19 protein-coding genes and 1 pseudogene are annotated in these 19,849 nt (G+C 73.0%); 9 read left to right on the plus strand and 11 right to left on the minus strand.

Features of this window, described 5'->3' with window-relative positions; all coding sequences use genetic code 11:
* Positions 1-148: 148 nt before the first annotated feature.
* On the plus strand, positions 149-1,057 hold the full coding sequence (locus H1226_RS11255) for a LysR family transcriptional regulator (protein ID WP_258348947.1): 909 nt from the start codon (positions 149-151) through the stop codon (positions 1,055-1,057).
* A 241-nt stretch (positions 1,058-1,298) separates the two neighbouring features.
* On the opposite strand, the gene H1226_RS11260 is transcribed toward H1226_RS11255, so the two are convergent.
* Positions 1,299-1,862 carry a helix-turn-helix domain-containing protein gene (locus H1226_RS11260; protein ID WP_258348948.1) on the minus strand — a complete coding sequence of 188 codons (564 nt, stop codon included), beginning with the start codon at positions 1,860-1,862 and terminating at the stop codon, positions 1,299-1,301.
* 245 nt (positions 1,863-2,107) lie between these two features.
* On the opposite strand from H1226_RS11260, the gene H1226_RS11265 reads away from it, so the two are divergent.
* Both H1226_RS11265 and H1226_RS11270 read left to right on the plus strand, forming a co-directional pair.
* Positions 2,108-2,596: a YbaK/EbsC family protein gene (locus H1226_RS11265; RefSeq protein ID WP_258348949.1), complete on the plus strand. Its 489-nt coding sequence runs from the start codon at positions 2,108-2,110 to the stop codon at positions 2,594-2,596.
* A gap of 422 nt (positions 2,597-3,018) precedes the next feature.
* On the plus strand, positions 3,019-3,993 hold the full coding sequence (locus H1226_RS11270) for a bile acid:sodium symporter family protein (protein WP_258348950.1): 975 nt from the start codon (positions 3,019-3,021) through the stop codon (positions 3,991-3,993).
* Positions 3,994-4,268: 275 nt separating this feature from the next.
* Here H1226_RS11270 and H1226_RS11275 read toward each other — a convergent pair whose 3' ends face one another.
* Positions 4,269-5,216, minus strand: a complete 948-nt coding sequence (locus H1226_RS11275; protein ID WP_258348951.1) for a nitroreductase family protein — start codon at positions 5,214-5,216, stop codon at positions 4,269-4,271.
* Between the two features lie 282 nt (positions 5,217-5,498).
* Between H1226_RS11275 and H1226_RS11280 the strand changes: the two genes are divergently transcribed.
* A complete protein-coding gene (locus tag H1226_RS11280; protein WP_258348952.1) occupies positions 5,499-6,374 on the plus strand; it encodes a universal stress protein in 876 nt (291 codons plus the stop codon).
* 29 nt (positions 6,375-6,403) lie between these two features.
* Positions 6,404-6,841 carry a universal stress protein gene (locus tag H1226_RS11285; RefSeq protein WP_258348953.1) on the plus strand — a complete coding sequence of 146 codons (438 nt, stop codon included), beginning with the start codon at positions 6,404-6,406 and terminating at the stop codon, positions 6,839-6,841.
* A 122-nt stretch (positions 6,842-6,963) separates the two neighbouring features.
* Here H1226_RS11285 and H1226_RS11290 read toward each other — a convergent pair whose 3' ends face one another.
* The 6 genes and pseudogenes from H1226_RS11290 to H1226_RS11310 all read right to left on the minus strand — a co-directional run bounded on the left by H1226_RS11290 (position 6,964) and on the right by H1226_RS11310 (position 13,147).
* Positions 6,964-7,779 carry a universal stress protein gene (locus tag H1226_RS11290; protein ID WP_258348954.1) on the minus strand — a complete coding sequence of 272 codons (816 nt, stop codon included), beginning with the start codon at positions 7,777-7,779 and terminating at the stop codon, positions 6,964-6,966.
* A 172-nt stretch (positions 7,780-7,951) separates the two neighbouring features.
* A pseudogene (locus H1226_RS28305) lies at positions 7,952-8,962 on the minus strand (universal stress protein); the annotation flags it as partial.
* Positions 8,868-9,728, minus strand: a complete 861-nt coding sequence (locus tag H1226_RS11295; protein WP_258348955.1) for a universal stress protein — start codon at positions 9,726-9,728, stop codon at positions 8,868-8,870. The pseudogene H1226_RS28305 and the gene H1226_RS11295, both read right to left, overlap by 95 nt.
* A 77-nt stretch (positions 9,729-9,805) precedes the next feature.
* Positions 9,806-12,292, minus strand: coding sequence for a glycoside hydrolase family 65 protein (locus H1226_RS11300; protein WP_258348956.1), 2,487 nt, complete (start codon positions 12,290-12,292; stop codon positions 9,806-9,808).
* A 16-nt stretch (positions 12,293-12,308) separates the two neighbouring features.
* The gene (locus tag H1226_RS11305) at positions 12,309-12,899 is read right to left on the minus strand and encodes a universal stress protein (RefSeq protein ID WP_258348957.1); all 591 of its coding nucleotides are present in this window, start codon (positions 12,897-12,899) and stop codon (positions 12,309-12,311) included.
* 2 nt (positions 12,900-12,901) lie between these two features.
* A complete protein-coding gene (locus tag H1226_RS11310; protein ID WP_258348958.1) occupies positions 12,902-13,147 on the minus strand; it encodes a universal stress protein in 246 nt (81 codons plus the stop codon).
* Positions 13,148-13,400: 253 nt separating this feature from the next.
* Here H1226_RS11310 and H1226_RS11315 point away from each other — a divergent pair, with 253 nt between their 5' ends.
* A complete protein-coding gene (locus tag H1226_RS11315) occupies positions 13,401-14,279 on the plus strand; it encodes a universal stress protein (protein WP_258348959.1) in 879 nt (292 codons plus the stop codon).
* Positions 14,280-14,354: 75 nt separating this feature from the next.
* Here H1226_RS11315 and H1226_RS11320 read toward each other — a convergent pair whose 3' ends face one another.
* The gene (locus H1226_RS11320) at positions 14,355-15,359 is read right to left on the minus strand and encodes a zinc-dependent alcohol dehydrogenase family protein (protein ID WP_224957376.1); all 1,005 of its coding nucleotides are present in this window, start codon (positions 15,357-15,359) and stop codon (positions 14,355-14,357) included.
* Positions 15,360-15,628: 269 nt separating this feature from the next.
* Between H1226_RS11320 and H1226_RS11325 the strand changes: the two genes are divergently transcribed.
* Both H1226_RS11325 and H1226_RS11330 read left to right on the plus strand, forming a co-directional pair.
* A complete protein-coding gene (locus H1226_RS11325) occupies positions 15,629-16,378 on the plus strand; it encodes an HAD family hydrolase (RefSeq protein ID WP_258348960.1) in 750 nt (249 codons plus the stop codon).
* A gap of 160 nt (positions 16,379-16,538) precedes the next feature.
* Positions 16,539-16,868, plus strand: a complete 330-nt coding sequence (locus H1226_RS11330) for an FCD domain-containing protein (protein ID WP_258349389.1) — start codon at positions 16,539-16,541, stop codon at positions 16,866-16,868.
* 123 nt (positions 16,869-16,991) lie between these two features.
* On the opposite strand, the gene H1226_RS11335 is transcribed toward H1226_RS11330, so the two are convergent.
* Entirely contained in the window at positions 16,992-18,095 is a 1,104-nt protein-coding gene (locus H1226_RS11335) for an alpha/beta hydrolase (protein ID WP_258348961.1), read from the minus strand.
* Positions 18,096-18,316: 221 nt separating this feature from the next.
* Here H1226_RS11335 and H1226_RS11340 point away from each other — a divergent pair, with 221 nt between their 5' ends.
* Positions 18,317-18,883, plus strand: coding sequence for a TetR/AcrR family transcriptional regulator (locus tag H1226_RS11340; RefSeq protein WP_258348962.1), 567 nt, complete (start codon positions 18,317-18,319; stop codon positions 18,881-18,883).
* Between the two features lie 97 nt (positions 18,884-18,980).
* Here the strand turns inward: H1226_RS11340 and H1226_RS11345 are convergent, their stop codons facing one another.
* Positions 18,981-19,829 carry an LLM class flavin-dependent oxidoreductase gene (locus H1226_RS11345; protein ID WP_258348963.1) on the minus strand — a complete coding sequence of 283 codons (849 nt, stop codon included), beginning with the start codon at positions 19,827-19,829 and terminating at the stop codon, positions 18,981-18,983.
* Positions 19,830-19,849 lie beyond the last annotated feature (20 nt).

A 19,849-nucleotide genomic window follows, 5' to 3' on the forward strand; every position in this document is an offset into this window, starting at 1 on the left:
CCCGAGGTTGGGCGCGATCCGGCCGCGGGCCGGTTCTGCCCGCCGGACGACGACATCCGCAGCCGATCCGGTCTGCTGCCCTCCACCCTGCGACCGCCGGACCCATCGGGGAAGCCGTGATCGCCTATGTTGGTCATCGGGAATGCCGATGACCGGGCGAGGTGCGATGGGGCTGGATCTGAACCTGCTCGTGTCGCTGGACGCGCTGCTGCACGAGCGCAGCGTCACCAGAGCGGCGCAACGGCTCGGGCTGAGCCAGCCGACGTTGAGCACCGCGCTGGCCCGGTTGCGCAGGCACTTCGACGACGAACTGCTGGCCAGGACGGGCAACGCCTACGAGTTGACCGCGTTGGGAGAACGGCTCGCCGAGAACACGACGCAGGCGCTGATGTGGACCGACCGGGTCTTCCAGACCCGGTCGGAGTTCGACCCGGAGCGCTCCGACCACGAGTTCACCCTGGTAGTCGCGGACTGCCACCTGCCGACGTTCGGCCGCGCCCTGACCGACCTCGTCCGCGGGCACGCGCCGCACGTGCGGCTGAAGTTCCAGCACAGCACCGCCCACGTCGTCGCGCGGGCGTCCGAGCACCTGCGCACGGTCGACGGCATCGTCCTGCCGCAGGGCGTGCTGGTGGACTTCCCGTCCCTGCACCTCTACCGGGACCGCTGGGTGTGCGTGGCATCGGCGGGCACCACCGCGGAAGCCGTCGAAGCCGATTTCGCCGAGCGGGCCTGGGTGGTGGCCTACCAGCCGCCGTTCTCCGCGCTCTCGCCGATGCCCAGCCCGCTCGCCGGTGGTGCGCGGCTCGACGTCGCGGTCATCACCGAGAACTTCCTGTCGGTCCCGCACCTGGTCGCGGGCACCGACCGCCTCGGCCTGATGCCGGAGCGCATCGCCCGCACGCACTCGGGCGCGGGCATCAGCATCGTCGAGCTGCCCGTCGAGCTCGGGTACCTGGTCGAGTCCTTGTGGTGGCATCCGATGCACGAACGCGACCCCGCCCACGCCTGGTTGCGGCGCCTGGCGGCCGAGGCGGGACGGGCCGTCGACCGGTGAGCCCGCAGCGGCGGGCCGCGCCGCGGTGACGACCGGCGAGGCTCCTCGCCAGGAAGCCGCAGACCGGTGCCGCTGCCGCGAATCACCGCACCGCGCGGCAGCGGCGTCCGGCCACGGTGGACACCGTGCGCACCACGTCGAGCGTCCGGAGCGACGGCTCGGGGCCGGTCCCGTCGTCACGTTCGACCGATCGCGACCGTCCGGTCGGTCGTCACGGGGAACGCTCGTCGGGTCGGCGGATTCAGGGCTGGGCACGGGTGATGACCAGCAGTCCGCGCACCGGTTGGTCCCCGACGCGTTGGTAGAGGTGCTCCCGGCCGGCGTCGAAGGTCGCGAAGTCGCCGGCACCGATCTCGACGGTGGCGCCGACGGGGCCGATGCGGATGCGGCCGGAGTGCAGGTGCAGGTGTTCGTGCGTCCCGCGCGGGTGCCCGGGGGAGTGCTGCGCTGCCGCGCCGTGCAGGCGGAAGTCGTAGATCTCCGTCGAAGCCGCCCGGTGGGCGGTGGTGTGCAGCAGCCAGGCTTCGACCGCCTCGCCGACCACGCGCGTCCCTTCGCCGCGGGGGACGACGCGTGGTGGCGCGACCGCGTCCGGCTCGGTGATCAGCTCGGCGAGACCTGCGTCGAGGGCCGTGGCCAACGCGTAGAGCGTGTCCAGAGTGGGGTTGCCGCCACCGGCCTCGATCTGGGTCAGCGTTGCCCTCGACGTCCCCGCGCGGCGCGCCAGCTCCACGACGGACAGGCCGTTCTGGCGGCGCAACCTGCGCAGGTTCCCCGCCAGCGGCACCTTCTGCACCTCGCTCATGCTGGCCAGTATGGCAGTCACGGTGACCACTGTGATAGACACCTGGTGGCAGCGGGAGGACGGTGTCAGCAGGGTTCGGCACGTCCCCGGATCGATCGTGCGGGCACGGCGGCGGATCCGTCGGGGCCGTGCGGCCACCCGAGGCGCGTTCATCCGCACCCGCGACGCGATCGGACGACGGTGGCCTGCGGGCACCACGGACCGCTGGGCACACCACCGCACCTGCGAACGAGGGAAGGCCCACCATGACCGATGTCGAGCAACTGCCGGAGCGCAGCCGGATCGTGCAGCAGCACCTGGCCGACGCGGGCCTGACCGCTCGCGTGCGGGAGCTGCCCGATTCGACCCGCACCGCCGCCGAGGCCGCCGCGGCGCTCGGCTGCGAGGTCGGCGCGATCGCCGGCAGCCTGCTGTTCCTGGCCGACGAGGAGCCGTTGCTGGTGATGACCAGCGGACGTCACCGCGTGGACACCGGCGTCCTCGCCGAGCAGCTCGGCGCGACGACCATCGAGATGGCCACCGCGAAGCAGGTCCGAGCCGTCACCGGCCAGGCCATCGGCGGAGTGGCGCCGGTAGGACATCCGGCACCGGTGCGCACGGTGATCGACGAGGCCCTGGCCGACCACGACACCATCTGGGCCGCCGCGGGAACCCCGCACGCGGTCGTGCCGCTGACCGTCGACCAGCTCACCGCGCTCACCGGCGGCCGGACCGTGCGGGTCGCGACGAACTGACCCTGCCGTCGGGGCGGCAGGCCACCGACCGCACCGCACCGGGTCGTGCGCGGGCGACGTTCGGGCCCGCTCCTCGGCCGTCCGCTGCGGCAGCACCTCGTCCGGCTTGCCGACGTCGGCGAGCGGCAGGGCGTCGACGAAGTCGATGCGGGCGGCGGCACCGGAGCGCTCGTCCGTCGCCTCCGGACTCCCGCGGCCGCCGTCCTGGGCGCACGGACAGCACCGACCCGAGGACCGAGCGTTGGCGGACCGGCCCGCTCGTGGGCGAGATCCGTCCCGGGCGGAAGGGGGAGTGCGAGATGGTCCGCTATCGCGCTCCGCGGCCTGGAGGCCGTCGGCCCGCGTGAGGTAGCTTCGCCTCGCCACGCGGTATCGACCGTGGTATCGGCAGCGTGACCGGGGCTGCCCGGTGTGGAGGAACGATGATCTCGCGCATAGGCGCATTCAGCCAGCTGGTCGGCCGCTGGTTCCCGCTGATCGTGTTGATCGCCGGGGCGATCGCGCTGTCCTTCCCGAGCACGTTCGCCGGGTTGACCTCGGTGGTTCCCTGGCTCCTCGCGGTGATCATGCTCGGGATGGGCATGACTCTCGAACCGCGGGATTTCGCCTACGTGGCGCGCCGTCCGGTGGCGTTCGCGATCGGGGTCGTCGCGCACTTCGTGATCATGCCGCTGCTCGCCTGGCTGCTGACCCTGGTCCTCCCGCTGAGCCCCGAGCTGGCCGTCGGCGTGATCCTGGTCGGCTGCGCACCCAGCGGCACCTCGTCGAACGTGATGGTGTTCCTGGCCAAGGGGGACACCGCGCTGTCGGTGGCGATGAGCAGCGTGTCCACCCTCGTCGCCCCGGTCGTGACGCCGTTCCTGGTGCTCTGGCTGGCCGGGAGCTACCTGCCGGTGAACCCGGCCGACCTGATCGTCGAAATCCTGCAGATCGTGCTGGTCCCGGTGATCCTCGGCTTCACCTTGCGGCGGATCGCCGGAACCGTGGTGGCGAAGGCGCTGCCGGTGCTGCCGCTGATCTCGGTGATCGGGATCACCGGCGTCGTGGTCGCCGTGGTGTCGGGCAGCGCGGACAAGCTGCTCAGCGTGGGGCCGATCGTGGTGCTCGCGGTCGTGCTGCACAACCTGCTCGGCGTCGTGCTGGGCTACGTGGCCGCCCGGGTGGTCGGCATCGACGAGGCGGCCCGGCGCGCGATCGCGCTGGAGGTCGGCATGCAGAACTCCGGCCTCGCGGCCAGCCTGGCCTCGACCTACTTCTCCCCGGTCGCGGCGCTGCCCGGCGCGATCTTCTCGGTGTGGCACAACATCTCCGGCTCGCTGGTCGCCACCTTCTGGGCCCGGCGCCCCGCCGCGGTCACCGGGACCGAACCGAGCCGGCAGGCGAGCAACGAGATATGACCTCGGCGGCTCAGCGCACCGGCCGGGCACCGCACCGCAGACCCTGAGCCGCGGGCCAGCACCTCGGGACGCTCCCCGGCGTCATCCGGTCCGCCACCGCCCGTTCCCTCGGGCTCGGTGAACGTCGATCCGGATTCGACGCAGCCGGGTCGTGGATGGTGCGGCGCCGGGACATGCAGTCGTTGCGCCCGCGGCGTGTCCTCCGAGCAGGGCCGGAGCCGGAGGGGAACGGCGGAGGGACAGTCGCGCATCCAGGTGCAGCGTTCGAGCACCCGTCAGGCCTCGTGGCCGAAGCGCATCAGGATGTGCGGGAATCCGTCGAGCTCCAGTTCTTCGGCGAGCGCCGTGCGCACTTCGCGCAACCGGAGCGGTTGGGTCATCACCGACGCGGCGATCCCGCGCGAGGTCGCCTCCAGCCACACGAGCTCCAGCGCTCGACCGATCCGCTCGTGATCGTCCGCGGTGTCACCGGTGCTGCAGAGGACGAGTACGGAGTCGTGCTCGAAGCGTGCCGCCAGCAGCGTCTCGTCGGGAAGTCTGGTGCGGTCGGTCACCAGGCCGACGGCGGGAAGACCGCGCCGGCCCAAGGAGCTCTCCGCGATGCCGGATTCCGGCTCCTGGCCGCCGGGTTCGTCCTCGTGCACGATCCAGTGGGCGAGTTCGCGCTGGTACGCGTCGTCGTCCTGCATCACGCGCGCCGCGTAGCCGAGCGAGCGCGCCACCGCGTGCGCCTCGGCCGTGTCCGTGATCCAGTGCGTCTCGCCGCGAGCGAGCCCGGCGGCGGCCCCCAGCGAGGTGCGTTCGGCCGGAGACAGCTGCCGTCCCGGGAAGGTGCCCCGGTAGCTGCGCCGGTGCTCGATGGCGGCGAAGCGACGTTCGGTCTCCTGCCCCGGGTGCGTCCGGTGGACCGCGGTGACCGTCCTGATGGTTCGGTCGCACCCGGGTTCCGCCACCTCGTGCACGTCCGGGACCAGGCCGAGGTGTTCCACCGCCAGCAGGAGGTTGGTCAGTGCGGTGCCCATCGAGAGCTCGCGGTCGCGTCCCAGCGGATCGTGCTCGTCGAGCAGGTCGACCGGGTGCCTGCGCAGTTCGGCCACGTCCTCGCGGACCGCGAACGTCCAAGGCCGTGCGTTGTGCACGGACGGGGCCGCCTCGACCGCGGCGTTCAGCACCGCGCGCTCCGCGGCGCTCCACACGTGCGCGCGGGGATTCCGCTCCGCCATCACCTGGACCGTTCCTCGTTCCGGGCGCTGGGGCTCGCCATCGCCCACCGCTGCTGGCCGACCTCGGGCTCGTGTTCTCGCATACCGCACCACCTGCGTTCCGTCCTTCCGGGCGCAGCGACCAGGATGTGCCAGGTCCCGGGGGCACGGCAGGGTCGTTGGGCCCCGGACCGACCTCTCCGGGACTCTCGACCCTGTCCCCCCGGGCATGCGGTGGGTGCACTCTGATGCCGTGCCGGAGGGTGTTCGCCGGGGCCGGCGATCGACGCGGGGGAGTGCACCGTGGTGGAACGGACGGTGGTGACCGGGATCGACGGGTCGTCCTCGGCCCTCCGCGCCGCTCGCTGGGCGGCCGGGGAAGCGCGCCGGAGGTCGGCGCGACTGCACCTGCTGCACTGCGACGTGAAGTCGCTCGTCGTCGTGCCCGACGCGCCGGTCGTGCCACCGCGGCAGATGTTCCTGGACAGCGTTCGGGAGGAAGCCGAGGAGTCCCTGCGCCTGGCGGGGGAGCAGGTGCGCGAGGTCGCGCCCGACGTCGTCGTGGAGACCGAGTTCCGCATGGAGGCTCCTTCGAGCGGTCTCGTCGAGCAATCCCGGCGAGCGGAGCTGGTGGTGCTGGGCAGCCGCGGGCTGGGCGGATTCACCGGGCTGCTGATCGGTTCCGTGGCCATCGCGGTGGCGGCGCACGCGCAGTGCCCCGTCGCGGTCGTCCGCGGCGAGCACGAACCGGACGGGACCGAACCGGTCGTGGTCGGAGTGAGCGGGTCCCGGCACGACGTCGCCGCCCTCGGTTGCGCTTTCGGGTTCGCGGCAGCGCGGGAGGTGCCCCTGCGCGCGGTCCACGCCTGGCACTCCCTGGCCGGCGACGAGGCGCGACTGCGACACCGGGTCGACGACGGATGGGCGGTGACCCGATCCGACGAGGAGCGCTTGCTGACCGAGGCGCTGGCGGGCTGGTCCGAGGAGCATCCCGATGTCGTGGTGCAGCGCTTCGCGCCGCTGGACAAACCGGTGCGGGCCTTGCTCTCGCACGCGGCGCAGGCGCAGCTCGTCGTGGTCGGAGCTCGTGGACGGGGAGGTTTCACCGGGTTGGTGCTGGGGTCCACGAGCCAACAGCTGGTGCAGCACTCGCCGTGCCCCGTGGTGATCGCGCGGTGAGGAACGTGCCGGGCGGGGAGGAGGCGACGATGACCGAGGCCGACCGGATTCTGGTGGGTGTCGATGGTTCCCGCGGCTCGCGGGCCGCGCTCCGGTGGGCGTTGCGCTACGCGGACCGCGCCGGAGGCGAGATCACGGCGCTGATCGCGTCCGGGATACCCGCGATGATCGACATCGCGATGCCGATGCCCGGTGAGGGAGCGGCCGAGCACGCGGCCGCGGTGTTGCGGCAGGCCGTGGCCGAGACGCGCGCCTCGGCCGATGACGGCCGCCACGTGCGTCGCCTCGTCGTCGAGGACCACGGCGCCCCCGCGCTGCTCGCCGAGGCGGCGAGCGCCGACCTGCTGGTGGTCGGGCACCGCGGTCGCGGAGGATTCGCCGGCGCGCTGCTGGGTTCCGTCGCGCAGCACTGCGTCCGCCACGCGCCGTGCCCGGTGGTCGTGGTCCGCGACGCGCTGAGCTCGTGAGGCCCTCTGCCCGTGACGCGTCACCGAGGTGCGGCGGGATCGGGCGACCGCTCCCCGGACGCGAGGTCGCGGGCGCACACCGCGCAAGTTCGCCGCCGCGCGCGGGAGTTCGTCGGCCGGAGTCACCGAACGACGGCCACCGGGCATCGCGCGTGGTGCAGCACCCCTGAGGCGACCGATCCCAGGAACAGGCCGCTGAAGCCACCGCTGCCGCGATGCCCGACGACCAGCAGCGGGGAGGTCGCGGCCGCGTCGACGAGAGCGGGTACGGGATGCGCGAGCACGGCGACGGCGCGTGCGCGGAGTCCCGGGTACCGGTTCGTCCACTCGGCGAGCTGCTGGTGCGCGTGCTGCTCGATCCGCAGCTGCGTCTCGTCGCGCTCGGCCGGAGGAAGCGAGGGCGCGAGCAACCCGGCCTCGTGCCAGGCCTGCACCGCCAGCAGTTCGCATCCCCGAGCCGCCGCGGCGTCGAGGGCGAAGCGCAGCGCGTTGTCGATGCCGGGGGAGTCGTCCAGACCCACCACGACCGGTCCGCCGGAGTGCACGACATCGCCGCGCACCACTACCACGGCGCCGGAAGCCCGGGTGGCCACCTCGGAACTCACCGAACCCAGCAAGGCATCGGCGAATCCGCCGAGCCCGCGGGAGCCCAGCACCAGCAGCCGGGCGGCTTCCTCGGCGCGCAGCAGCCCCTCGACGGGATGACCGGCACGGACCTCTGCACTGACCGGCACGTCCGGCGCCGCCTCCCGGCAAGCGGCCGCGGCCTCGCGCACGGCTTCGCCCGCGGAACCATCTCGGGCGGAATCGTCGTTGATCAGCAACACGTGCAGTCGCGTGCTGTGGCGCCGTGCTTCCCCAGCCGCCCACTGCGCTGCCTCGATGGAGCGGACCGAACCGTCGACGCCTGCCACGATCGCGTTCTCGGGCTGCGACATGGCGATGCCTCCTCGCCTCGACGTGCCTTCGCGGGTGGTCGGCCCAGCCGGGCCCCTCGCACGACGTCGCCAGGATGGCGCAACGGCCACCACCCGCGCAGGGACCGAAAGTCCTCGCGGGACGCGTCCATTCCTCGGCGAAGTCGCGCAGGAGGTCGGCGCGGGCGAGCAGCTCGGCCGCGGCCGAGCCTCGTTCGACGAAGCGGTCCACCACGACGTCCGGGTACCGCTCGCACCAGCCCGCGAGCAGCTCCGCCAGCAGCAGCTGCTCGCGGTGGCGCACCTCGTCCTCGGCCAGGCCCACCCGCAGCCACGTGGCGTCGACACCGACGACGTCCCAGGTGTGCACGACGTGCAGCGGGGCTTCCCAGGCCTCGGCCGCCTCGAACGCGTGCGCCAGCAGGAGTTCCGCCTCCCGCGAACCGTCCAGGCCCACGACCACGGGGCCGTCGACCAGCCCCTGCCCGCGGTCGCTCCTGCCCCGCACCACCGCCGTCGTGCTGTGGCCGTGCGCGGCGACGGCCAGCGCGACCGAACCGGCCAGCAGGCCGGTGAAACCTCCCAGACCTCGATCACCGACCACCACGAGCTCGGCGCCGCGCGATTCGTCGATCATCACCGATGGCGGGGTGCCGGGGCACGACTCGGTTTCCACCGGCACGCCGGGGCTTTCCGAACGCGCGGAGTCGGCGGCCGGGGCCAGCCACTTCTCCACCTCGACGCGCACCGGCGCGTGGTGCTCGCGAGGCCACGGCAGCCCGGGGATCTCCGGGAGCACGGGCAACGCGAACACGTCGGCGTAGACGATCCGCAAGGTGGTGCCCCGCCGAGCGGCCGCTCGGGCCGCCCACCGCACGGCACCGCGCGCGGTCCCCGAACCGTCGATGCCCACGACGACCGGATCTCGGGCGTCTCCGCTCATGTCGTCCCCCTGTTCCGGCTCGACACCCCGCAGCGAAGGGACGAGCGCTCCCGGCGCCTGCGGCGAACCGCTCGACCCGGCCACGTCCGACCGCGCGCGATTCCTGCGCCGCCCGCATCTCAGCAGGAGATCGGGCGCGCGCCTCGCATCGGCACCACGTCGGCGCTCACGCGGGAGGACGGACGACCAGCAGCGGACAGGGCGCGCAGTGGGCGAGCGCCCGGCTGGTCGACCCCAGCAGCATCCCGGTGAAACCGGCATGGCCACGGCTGCCGATCACGAGCAGTTCGGCGCGCGCCGCGTGGGCGAGCAGCGCCCGGACGGGGCGGTCGTGCTCGACCGAACGGTGCAGCTCCACGTCGGGGAAGCGCTCGGCGGCTCCGGCGAGGCGTTCGGCGAGCAGGCGGTGGGCATCCCGTTCCCGGTCGGAGTCCGAGATGCCGGAGGTGAGGTCGGTCCAGTCCTCAGCGGCGACCTCGCGCCAGGTGTGCACGGCCAGCAGCGGGACTCCGCGCAGGCCGGCCTCGTGCAGAGCCCAGTCGAGGGCGTGATCGGCGACCCCGGCGGAGTCCACGCCGACGACGATGCCGCCCTCCCGGCCGGGCCCGCGCGACTCGCGCACGACCGCCACCGGGCAGCCGGCGAGCGCGATCGCCGCCTCCGCCGTCGAGCCGAATTCGAGCCGCGCTCCTGACTCGTCGAGCCCGTGGCTCCCGACGACGAGCAGGTGCGCCGCGGTCGACTCCGCGACCAGCCGCTCGGCCGCGTCGCCGCGCTGGACGTCCCCGCGGACGTCCACGGCCGGCGCACGTCCGCGCGCGGCCCGCTCGGCGGTGTCGAGCACGTCGCGGGCTCGGAGGCGGGCTCCTTCGTCGTCCCGCGGGGTGACCTCGCCCGGCAGCACCGCGAGCAGCCGCACCGGAAGCCCCCGCAGCTCGGCTTCCCGGGCGGCCCACTCCACTGCGCCGAAGGCGGGGGCGGATCCGTCCACACCGACCACGATTCCTGCCTTCCGCTGTCCGGTCACGATCGCGCACCTCCCGGCATCGGCCTCGCAGCGAAGGTACGACCGGGCCGCGCGGGACGCGATGCGGCGGCGGTCGTTCAGCCCGCGGAGCGGTTCCGCCGATCCGCCGTGGCGGTGCCCGGCCCCGTCCTGTCGCGGCGGACCCGCACCCGAGCGGCCTCCCCCCGCTCCCAGCGGAACGTCGCGCCGTCACCGGGGGCCAGCTCCACCTCGCAGTCCCCGCAGGCGCACCTGATCGAGCCGCCGGTGGGGCCGCCTCGGCCGACCCGCACCACCGCGGTGCGGCCGGTGACCGACAGGGACACCGGGTGCTCCCGGTAGCGCAGGTCGAGCTCCAGCTCGCCCAGCTCCGGTGGCCAGCACGGGTTGAGCCGCAGCGCCTCCTGCCTGGCCTCGACCCCGGCGAAGCAGCGCTGGAGCAGGTCGATGCTCCCGGCCATCGCGGCGAGGTGGACACCTTCGCGGGTGCTGCCGCCGCGGGTGTCGTGCACGTCGGCCTCCAGCACCCGGTGGAAGTGCTCCCACGCCCGCTGCCGGTCGGACCTGGCCAGCACCCAGGCGTGCACCACGGAGCTGAGGGTCGAGCCGTGACTGGTGCGCCGCAGGTAGTGCTCGATCGTCTCCGGGATCCGGTGGGCCGGGAACGGATAGCCCAGTCCCGCGAGGACGTCGCGCAGCTCTTCCGCGGACAGCAGGTAGAACAGCATGAGCACATCGGCCTGCTTGGAGGCCTGGTAGCGGTTCGGGTCGTCGCCCTCGGCCTCCAGGATGCGGTCCAGGCGACGGATGTCGCCGTAGCGCCGCCGGTAGCCGTGCCAGTCGAGCTCGGCCAGCTCGTGGTAGCCCTCGAACTGGCTCGGGATGCCGTCGTGGAAGGGCACGAACAGCTTGCGGGACAACCGCTTCCAACGAGCGAGCTCGGCTTCGCGCAGTCCCAGCTCGGCCATGAGCTCCCGTCGGCGCTCCGGCGCGAGAACGGTGAGCACCCGGACGGCCGTCCGGCACAGCCACGCGAGCATGACGTTGGTGTAGGCGTTGTTGTCGATCCCGGCGGTGGCGGCGCCCGGGTAGGCGGTGTGGTATTCGTCCGGGCCGACCACTCCTTCGACGACGTAGCGGTCCCGGCTCGGGTCGTAGCGGGCGAGGCCGGCGGCGAACCGGGTGATGTCCAGGATCAGCTCCGCGCCGAAGTCGCGGAGGAACGCCGTGTCCGCGGTCGACTGGTAGTAGTGCCCCGTGTTGTACGCGATCGCGATGCCGATGTGCCGCTGCAAGTGGGTGTCGTCGGTCAGCCACCGCCGCGATCGCGGGTTGAGGTGCAGGCGTTGGCTCTCCTCCCGGCCGTTGCTGCCGCTCTGCCACGGGAACATCGCGCCGGCCCGCCCGGCGCGGCGTGCGGCGCTGCGCGCCTGGTGCAGCCGCCGGTACCGGTACAGCAGCAACGCGCGAGCCTCGTCGGCGGCGCGCAACGCCAGAACCGGCAGCACGAACAGCTCGTCCCAGAACACGTGGCCCCGGTACGCCTCGCCGTGCAGACCCCGAGCGGGGACGCCCACGTCCAGGTCGGCGCTGTTCGGCGAGATCGTCTGGAGGAGGTGGAACAGGTGCAGGCGCACCGCGCGGCGGATGTCCCCGGCGCCGCGGATCCCGCAGCGGAAGGCCCGCCACGACTTGAGCCAGGCCGCTTGGTGCGTCTCCAGCAGCGATTCGAACCCGCCGGCCTCGGCGACCAGCTCCGCGGACTCCGCCGCCGGCTCCGAGATCGCACGGTCGCGCGAGGTGTGCAGTGCCACGACCTTCTCGATCACGACGCGCTCGCCGGGCCGCGCGGCCACCACGAGCTCGTGCGCGATGCGGTCGGCTTCCACCACGGTCGTTCGCGGAACGTTCGGCTCCCGGCCGTCGGTCCTGACGCGGGTGCGTGCCGCTTCGGCGACTTCGATGCGCGACCAGGCGGTGCGAGCCCGCAGGCCGAGGGTTTCGGGCGAGTGCTCGTGCACCTCGAATCCGGTGAGGTGAGCACCCTCCAGCGCTTCGTACCGGGCGACTCCGGTGTTGCGCACCCGGCCGTCGAGGCCGCTGCGGAAGGTGATGGTGCTGCTGTGGTCCTCGGGAACGAGCGTGGTCTCCAGCGCCGCCAGGTGCGGGAGTCCCATGTGGACGATGCGGCGCTGCGTCAAGGTCGTGGTGCGCCCGGCCCGGTCGCGGAACCGGCACCGCCTGCTCAGCAGCCCCCGTTCGAGGTCCAGTGCGATCTCGTGCTCCAGCAGCGTGCACCGGCTCAGGTCGAACCAGTCGCCGTCGTCGAAGCGGAACGTCAGCGGCAACCAGTTCGGCAGGTTCACCATCGACTCCGTGGTGATCTCCTGCCCGGCGACCTCGGCGGTCCGGCGGTCGTAGCACCCCGCCGCGTACGTGCCGGGGTAGTGCACCCCGTCGTCCTCCGCCTCCGGAGCCGCCCCGCGGGTGGCGAAGTAGCCGTTGCCCAGCACGCACAGCGCCTCCCGCCGCCCCTCGTCGGCGGGGTCGAAGCCGCTGAACGTCCACGCGCGATCATCGGTCATCAGGACCGGCCTCCGCTCAGCCGCTCCGGCCGGGGCGCGCACCTTCCGGTGGCACCACGGCGACCGGGCAGGCAGCCCGGTGCAGCACGCCGCGCGAGACCGATCCCAGCAGCGCCTCGGAGAACCCACCGGATCCGCGACGCCCCACGACCAGCAGGCGGGCACCGCTCGCGGCCTCGGTCAAGGCGGAGATCGGGTCCATCGAGCTGGTGAGGCGGCGCACGGTGACGTCGGGGTGGTCCGGGGCGAACCCGGCCACCGCTTCAGCGAGTGCGCGCTCCGCGCGCTCGACCAGTTCCTCGCGGTCCGGGTGCTCGAACGGGCCGGGGATGAACGCCGAATCCGGCGCCGCCTGCACCGCGACCACGTCGCAGCGCAGCGCTTCCGCCGCCTCGCAGGCGAATTCCAGGGCGCGGTCCCCCTGGACCGACCCGTCGACACCGGCCACGACGGTTTCGCGCCGCACCTGCTCGGCCGCCCCGCGCACCACCACCGCCGGGCACGGGGAGCGCGTCGCGACTTCCAGGGCCACCGAGCCGAGCACGGCGTCGTGCAGCGCCCGGTGTCCACGCGATCCGAGCACCAGCAGCGATGCGTGGCGCGCCACTTTCAGGAGCCGGGGAACGGCCCGGCCGGTCCGCGCCTCGACGCGCACTCGTCGAGGCGGGCGTTGCGTTCACGGATCTGCGCGGCGAGGTCGGTCAGCCAGCCGGGACGGGTCCCGCCCGGATGCGGCCCGGTGCCGATGGTGATCAACAGCAGCTCGTCGCCGCAGAGCGCCGCGTTCGCGCAGGCCCACTCGACCGCGCGCTCGGATTCGGGTGTGCCGTCCACCGCGATCGCGCACCCCGGCATCGCATCCCCCTTTCCTCGTTCCCAGGCTGGCAAAGGCACCTGCCCGGGGCATCTCGGCGTCCGGTCTCCTTCGGCGGTGGCGAGCGGGCGCGGGTGGAACCGCTCGGCGCGCCGCTCCGCGATCGCGGCGGGAGCGGGCGGCGGCCATCGCGGGACCCCGGCACGTGCGGCGGTGCGCAGGCATGGACGAAAGCCCGTTCCGGGCGCCCTTCGGCGGTGCGACCGTGAGGTGGTTCCTCGTGGAGGAGGTGGCATGAGCAGTGCCCGGCCCGGTCCGGTCGTCGCGGGGTTCAGCGGAACGCCCGGATCCCGGCAAGCGCTGCGGTGGGCGTGCCGCGAAGCCGCGGTGCGGCGGCGAGAACTGCACCTCGTGCGCGCGTTCTCCACGCCGCTGGAGGAGCTGACGCGGATCCACTTCCCCGCCGAGCCCGTCGACTTCGGACTGCTGCACGCGGACGTGGAGCACGAGGTGAGCGGGACGGTCGCGGAGTGCGCGCGGGACTGGCCGGAGTTGACCATCACGGGCGAGAGCCGGCTCGGGCACCCCGCGCTGGTGTTGCGGGAAGCCGCGGAGGACGGCGACCTGCTCGTGCTCGGACCCGCACAGCACGGGCGGCTGCACCACTGCCTGCTCGGATCCACGTCCGACGAGCTGCTGCGGGGCTCCGCGGTGCCCGTCGTCTTCGCCCGCGGGACGGAGTGGGCGGAACGCCACCGAGTCGTGGTCGGCGTCGACGGCTCCCGGATCAGCGCCCGGGCCGTGGGATTCGCCTTCGACCACGCGGCGCGGCACGGTGCCGAACTCGTCGCGGCTCTCGCCTGGGACGAGTTGCCGCGGGACGCGATCGCCCCGGCCAGGTGGAGCCTCGATTGGACCGACGTCACCCGCGGCTGCGAACGGCAGCTCGCCGAGTCCCTCGCCGGGTGGCAGGAGCAGTACCCCGACGTCCCGGTGCGGCACGAGGTCACGACGACGGAACTCCCGGCGGAGCTGCTGCTGCGCCACGCACGGGAAGCGGGGCTCGTGGTCGTGGGACGGCACGGCCGGTTCCTGATGCACGCGGCGATGGTGGGCTCCACCGGCCGTGCGGTCGCCCACCGGGCGCCGTGCCCCGTCGCCGTCGTGCCCTGACGCACGCGGCCCGGTCCCGGTGCCCGGCGGCTCGCCGGTTCGGACTCAGGTGCCCAGGGGCTCGCCGGTTCGGACTCAGCCGCCTGGCAGCAGGACGGCGGCCCCGTGCACGCGATCGTCGGCCAGGTCCCGCAGCGCCGCGTCGGCCCGGTCCAGCCGGTACGGCGTGGTCGTCACCCGCAGGCGGTGCTGGTCGGCGAAGCGCAGGAAGTCCACCCCGTCGCCCCGGGTGTTCGCGGTGACGCTGCACAGCGCGCGTTCGTGGAACAGGTGCCGCTGGTAGTCGAGCTCCGGGATCGTCGTCAGGTGGATGCCGGCGATCGCCAGCGTCCCGCCGCGCCGCAAGGCGGCCAGCGCCACGGGAACCAGCTCGCCGACGGGGGCGAACAGCACCGCCGAGTCCAGCGGTTCCGGTGGTTCGTCCGCCAAGCCACCGGCGGTGGCCGCCCCCAAGTCGAGCGCGAGCGCCCGTGCGCGCGCGGACCGGGTGAGCACGTGCACGCGTGCGCCGCCGGCCACGGCGACTTGGGCGGTCAGGTGGGCACTCGCGCCGAACCCGTACAGGCCCAGCACTCCGCCCGCGGGGACCTGAGCTCGGCGCCACGCCCGGTAGCCGATCACCCCGGCGCACAGCAGCGGTGCGACCTCGGCGTCGGTGTACCCGGCAGGCAACCGGTAGGCGTAGGCGGCGGGCACCGTGGTGAACTCGGCATAGCCCCCGTCGGCGTCCCAGCCGGTGAAGCGCGAGCGGGGGCAGAGGTTCTCCCTTCCCCGCAAGCAGAACCCGCATCGCCCGCACGTGCCCCGCAACCACGGGATGCCGACCCGTTCGCCCAAGTCGAAACCGGTGGCGGCCGGGTCGCAGGCCACTACTTCTCCGACGACTTCGTGGCCCGGCACGACGGGCCGGCGGTGGGCGGGCAGGTCGCCCTCGGCGAGGTGCAGGTCGGTGCGGCACACCCCGCAGGCCAGCACCCGCACCAGCAGCTCGCCGGAGTCCCGGGACGGGACGGGGCGCAGCACCCAGCGCAACGGCTGCTCCGCGAGCGGACCGGGCTCGCGCACGATCCACGCGTTCATGGTGTCGGCGATGGATGCCATCCCGTCCTCCCGGGGCGGCCCGCCGGGTCCGTCCGGGCCGCCGGCCTCGACCGATGTCCTGCGGGTACCAACCTGGCACGCGCCGAACCGCTGGTACCAGAGAACATCGGCCCCGCTCCCCGCGGCGGATTCCGATCGGCGGGAGCGTCGTTTCCCGGAACGCGGGCGGCGGGCATCCCGGAGCGGCAGTCGATGCGGCGGCCGGGTGCCGGCGGCGATCGACCCGACGCGACGGGGGAGCGGTGGTAGTGGTCCGCATCGATCCGCACGAGCACGGCGCGGCGTTGTTCGACCTCGACGGGGTGCTGACCGACACGGCCTCGGTGCACCGCGCGGCGTGGAAGCGGCTGTTCGACCAGTACCTGGCGGGTCGAGCGGAGCGTCCCGGCCCGTTCACCGAGGAGGACTACCTGTGCCACGTCGACGGCAGACCTCGGGACGACGGTGTGCGCGCATTCCTGGGATCCAGGGGGATCGACCTCCCGGCCGGTTCCCCATCCGACCTTCCGGGGCGCGAAACGCTGGTAGGGCTGGGAAAGCTCAAGGACCGGTACTTCCGCGACGCGGTCGGCGCCCACGGCGCGCGTGTGCTGGACGGTGCGGTGGAGCTGGTCACGTCGTTGCGCGCGCGGCGCGTGCGGACGGCGGTCGTGTCGGCCAGCCGCAACTGCGCGCTGGTGCTGGACGGTGCGGGCATCACCGGGTTGTTCGACGTCTCGGTCGACGGCGTCGTGGCGGCGGAGCTGGGCCTGCGCGGCAAACCGGATCCGGCGACGTACCTGGAAGCCGCCCGCAGGCTCGGGTGCGCTCCCCGGCGATCAGCGGTCCTCGAGGACGCGGCGGTGGGTGTCCGGGCCGGTCGTGCCGGCGGGTTCGGCCTCGTCATCGGCGTGGCCACCGCCGCGGACCCCGGATCCCTGCGAGATTCCGGCGCGGACGTGGTGGTGCGTTCGCTGCGCGAGGTAGCGGTGGTCGGCGCATCGCCTTGCGAGGGCTGAGGATGCCGCCGTCCTCACCGGACCAGGGCGACCGGGCCACGTCGCGTGGTGCAGCATTCCGATGCCCACCGAGCCCACCAGGGGCCGCTGAAGCCGCCGTTGCCGCGATGGCCCCGTCGCCCGCCTCCTCCCCGTCACCCGCGCCTGGGGTGAGGAAGCCCTGACCGCCCACCGGGCGTTCCACCGCGCCCTCTACGCCGCCTCGCACAACGACGTGCTGATCCGGATGCTCGACGACGTCTGGGACAAGTCCGACCGCTACCGGCGGATCGGGCTGGAACTCCCGCCCGGCGACGAACCCCGCACCCGCGACCACCGCGAACACCACGAGCTGTGCGACCTCATCGCCGCCGCCGATGCGCCTGGAGCGCGCGAGCTCATGCGCGCGCACATCGAGCGCAGCCTCACCGGCTCCGCCATCGACGCCCTCGAACGCCGGGAACGCCGGGAACGCCGCAGCTTCCCGGAAGCGGGCTCCGAAGCCAGCTGATACCGGCGCCGAATCCCGGTATCACGCGCCTTCTTCGTTGCAGGTCAACGACCTCGGTGGCCTGATCACGGCCGGATGCGTGCGCATGTGGCCTTCGGACGTGCTGGAATCAGGCTTGTCCCCTCACCGCGTGCTCCGGCCGAATTGCGTTGCCAGGAAGGCGGTCTGGTCGCGCACCGCGTGCTCGAACAGGTCGCCCACGTAGATGTCGAAGTGGTCGCCCTCGTAGCGGCCGACCTGCACGTGGTCCTGTCCGGCGGCGAGCCGGGCTGTGGTGTCGGCGGGTGCGGCCCGGTCGTCCTCGCACACGCACAGCAGGGTGGGCGCGGTGATCTTCGGCAGGTCCTTTCCCGGCCGGTACAGCGGTAGCCGCAGCGCCAACCGGGCCGCGACCCCGTTGGCGCTGTCGGCCCCGCCGTCGGGTCCTTTGAGGACGCCCCAGAGGGTGTCGCGGCCGACCCCCGTGTCAGCGGGCCGGAAGGGATCGCCACCGGTCTCGACGTTCTTCGACAGCTCCCTCCCCAGCGACGACATCTTGGTCACGGCCGCGGAGGTCCGGGGGGAGAGCCGGGTTCCCGGGGGCAGCAGCCGCGAGGCTTCGGCGATCGTGGTCGGCGACACGAGGTAGGCGGGCATCCACCACACGCCCACCACCGGAGCGAGCACCGGCTTCGCGCCGAACAAGGACCCCACGGTGTCGAGCACCCCGGCGGCGATGAGCCACAGCATGCTCAACGGTGAGCTGCGGAGACGTGAGAACAGCGAAGCCGGGCCGTCGGTGAACGGGCACTGGGCCACCACAGCGGCCAGCTGGTGGTCCTCACTCGCGATCCGCAGCGCATGGCCTCCGCCGAACGAGGTTCCCCACACCGCGATCCGATCGGTGTCGACGCCTGGCAGCGACCGGCCGAAGGCCAGTGCGGCTCGCCAATCGTCGAGCTGATCATCGATGTCGAGCAGCTGTCGCGGCGAGCCCTCGCTGGCCCCCAGGTACCGGTAGTCGAACACCAGCACCATCCAGCCCTGCTCGGCGAACCGCTCCGCGAACGCGTCCAGCCGCCACTCCCGCACCGCGCCGAGTCCGTGCGCCATGACCACCAGAGGTCGCGGTCCGCCCGCTTCGGCAGGGGTGTACAGCCACGCCGCGCACTGCCGGCCACCGGACTCGAACCGGACATCGCGCCGCGTGGTGGCAGCGCCCGGGTGCTGGCCTGGTGTCGTCTCCATCGCCCCTCCTCGGAGGTCCTCACCTATCTTGATCGCCATTCAAGAACGGAGGCGAGGCTACGATCCTCTTGAACGGGAGTCAAGAAGTGGTGCGCTCGGAACCTGCGCCCGGTGTGGGCGGCAGCGGGTGGCGTGACGGAAGCCGGCGGGGCGCCTCCTGCTGCTCAGCGAAGCGGCGAGGCAAGGTTGGCGGGTTCTTGAACACCTGCCAAGATGCCCGGATGGCTCGTAACCGCCGCCCGGTCCCCAAGGAGCAGAAACGCGACGAGCTGCTGGCCGCTGCAGCGCGACTGCTCGTGATCGACGGCTACGAGGCCACCTCGATGAGCCGGCTCGCCCAGCACGCCGGTGTCGCCCCGAACACGCTCTACTGGTACTTCCGCGACAAGGACGAACTGCTCGTGGCCGTCGCCGACCGCTACTTCCAAGCGCTGCTGCACGAGCACGCCTCGCTGGCGGACCGTCCGCTCGCCGAGCAGTTCCGCTGGTTGATCGAGAGGCTGCGGCCGGTCAAGCACCTGGTCGCCACGGTGCACAACCGGGTCGCCGTCTCGGAGTCGGTCCGCGAGTGGCACACCGGCTTCCACCGGCGCTTCGAGGACCTCTTCGAGCGACAGCTCGCCGACTCCCTGACCGCCGAGCACCGCACCGCGCAAATCGCTGCCGCGACCTTCGTCCTCGAAGGCGCGATCACCCACAGCATCGACGAGGCCACCACGGAACAACTCTGCGAGATCACCGCCGATCGCCTGCACCGGGCGGCCGAGGCGGAGCGATCTAGGAAGTGACGCGGCAGGGGTCTGCTGCTGGGAGCTGGAGCGGTATCGGGGCCGCGCCGAGCATTCGCTGCCATGCGGGTCGGAATGTCGGCTCCCTGCCGGCTGTTCAGGTGACGATGTCGGCGAGCCGGGTGATCTCGTCGGGGTCGTCGGTGGCGGGAACGAAAATGATCTCGTCGACACCGAGGCCGGTGTAGACGGTGATGGTCTGCTCGATCGTCTCCCTGGTGGTGCAGAGCACCGCGTTGGTGGCGATCTCCTTCGGGGCCAGCCGGTAGAAGTCCTGGATGTTCGCCCGTCCGGCCTCGGTGTCGCCCAGTGCGAAGTAGGCGAGCACGACGAGTTTCGGGGCGCCCTGGCGGCCTGCCTCCTGCCAGGCCCGCTTCGCCGCCTCGAAGCGCGGCGCCGTCATGGCCGGCGGCAGCGAACCGCCGATGTAGCCCTCGCCCCAGCGCACCATGCGGTCCAGCGCGCGAGCGGTGTACCCGCCGAACAACATGGGGACCCGCCGGGTACCCGATGGCACGGCTGGGTTCGGTCCGTTGCCGACCGGGGCGCCGGCCCAGACCTCGCGGTAGGTCGCCAGGTCGGATTCCAACCGCGCGCCGCGACCGTGCAGCTGGTGCCCGGGCACGGTGAACTCGTCTTCGCGCGAGCCGACGCCGACGCCGAGCGTGAGACGGCCGCCGGAAACACCGTCGATGCCCGCGATCTCCTTGGCCAGCAAGGCACCAGGCCACGTCGGGGCCAGCAGGACCGCGCTGAGCAGTCCGATCGTGGTGGTCGCCCCCGCCGCGGCCGCGAGCGCGACGGTGTCACTCACGCCCGGGTACGCGTAGCGCCCGGTCGTGGCGAGGGTGGAGAACTCCGCTTCCTCAGCCCGCGCGGCCCAGCGCGGAATGGTCGATGCGGTGACATCACGCACCTGATTCGGAAGTCCGATGCCGATCTGCACAGCGATTCCTCTCTGCGGTT

It is taken from the genome of Saccharopolyspora gregorii, assembly GCF_024734405.1.
Lineage (GTDB): Bacteria > Actinomycetota > Actinomycetes > Mycobacteriales > Pseudonocardiaceae > Saccharopolyspora_C > Saccharopolyspora_C gregorii.

Coding starts and splice junctions, on each gene's coding strand:
- H1226_RS11275 (WP_258348951.1), bottom strand. CDS start 5,216: ATGGCGGAGCGGAATCCCCGCGCGCACGTGTGGAGCGCCGCGGAGCGC.
- H1226_RS11315 (WP_258348959.1), top strand. CDS start 13,401: ATGAGCAGTGCCCGGCCCGGTCCGGTCGTCGCGGGGTTCAGCGGAACG.
- H1226_RS11270 (WP_258348950.1), top strand. CDS start 3,019: ATGATCTCGCGCATAGGCGCATTCAGCCAGCTGGTCGGCCGCTGGTTC.
- H1226_RS11290 (WP_258348954.1), bottom strand. CDS start 7,779: ATGTCGCAGCCCGAGAACGCGATCGTGGCAGGCGTCGACGGTTCGGTC.
- H1226_RS11310 (WP_258348958.1), bottom strand. CDS start 13,147: ATGCCGGGGTGCGCGATCGCGGTGGACGGCACACCCGAATCCGAGCGC.
- H1226_RS11260 (WP_258348948.1), bottom strand. CDS start 1,862: ATGAGCGAGGTGCAGAAGGTGCCGCTGGCGGGGAACCTGCGCAGGTTG.
- H1226_RS11320 (WP_224957376.1), bottom strand. CDS start 15,359: ATGAACGCGTGGATCGTGCGCGAGCCCGGTCCGCTCGCGGAGCAGCCG.
- H1226_RS11265 (WP_258348949.1), top strand. CDS start 2,108: ATGACCGATGTCGAGCAACTGCCGGAGCGCAGCCGGATCGTGCAGCAG.
- H1226_RS11255 (WP_258348947.1), top strand. CDS start 149: ATGACCGGGCGAGGTGCGATGGGGCTGGATCTGAACCTGCTCGTGTCG.
- H1226_RS11300 (WP_258348956.1), bottom strand. CDS start 12,292: ATGACCGATGATCGCGCGTGGACGTTCAGCGGCTTCGACCCCGCCGAC.
- H1226_RS11340 (WP_258348962.1), top strand. CDS start 18,317: ATGGCTCGTAACCGCCGCCCGGTCCCCAAGGAGCAGAAACGCGACGAG.
- H1226_RS11285 (WP_258348953.1), top strand. CDS start 6,404: ATGACCGAGGCCGACCGGATTCTGGTGGGTGTCGATGGTTCCCGCGGC.
- H1226_RS11335 (WP_258348961.1), bottom strand. CDS start 18,095: ATGGAGACGACACCAGGCCAGCACCCGGGCGCTGCCACCACGCGGCGC.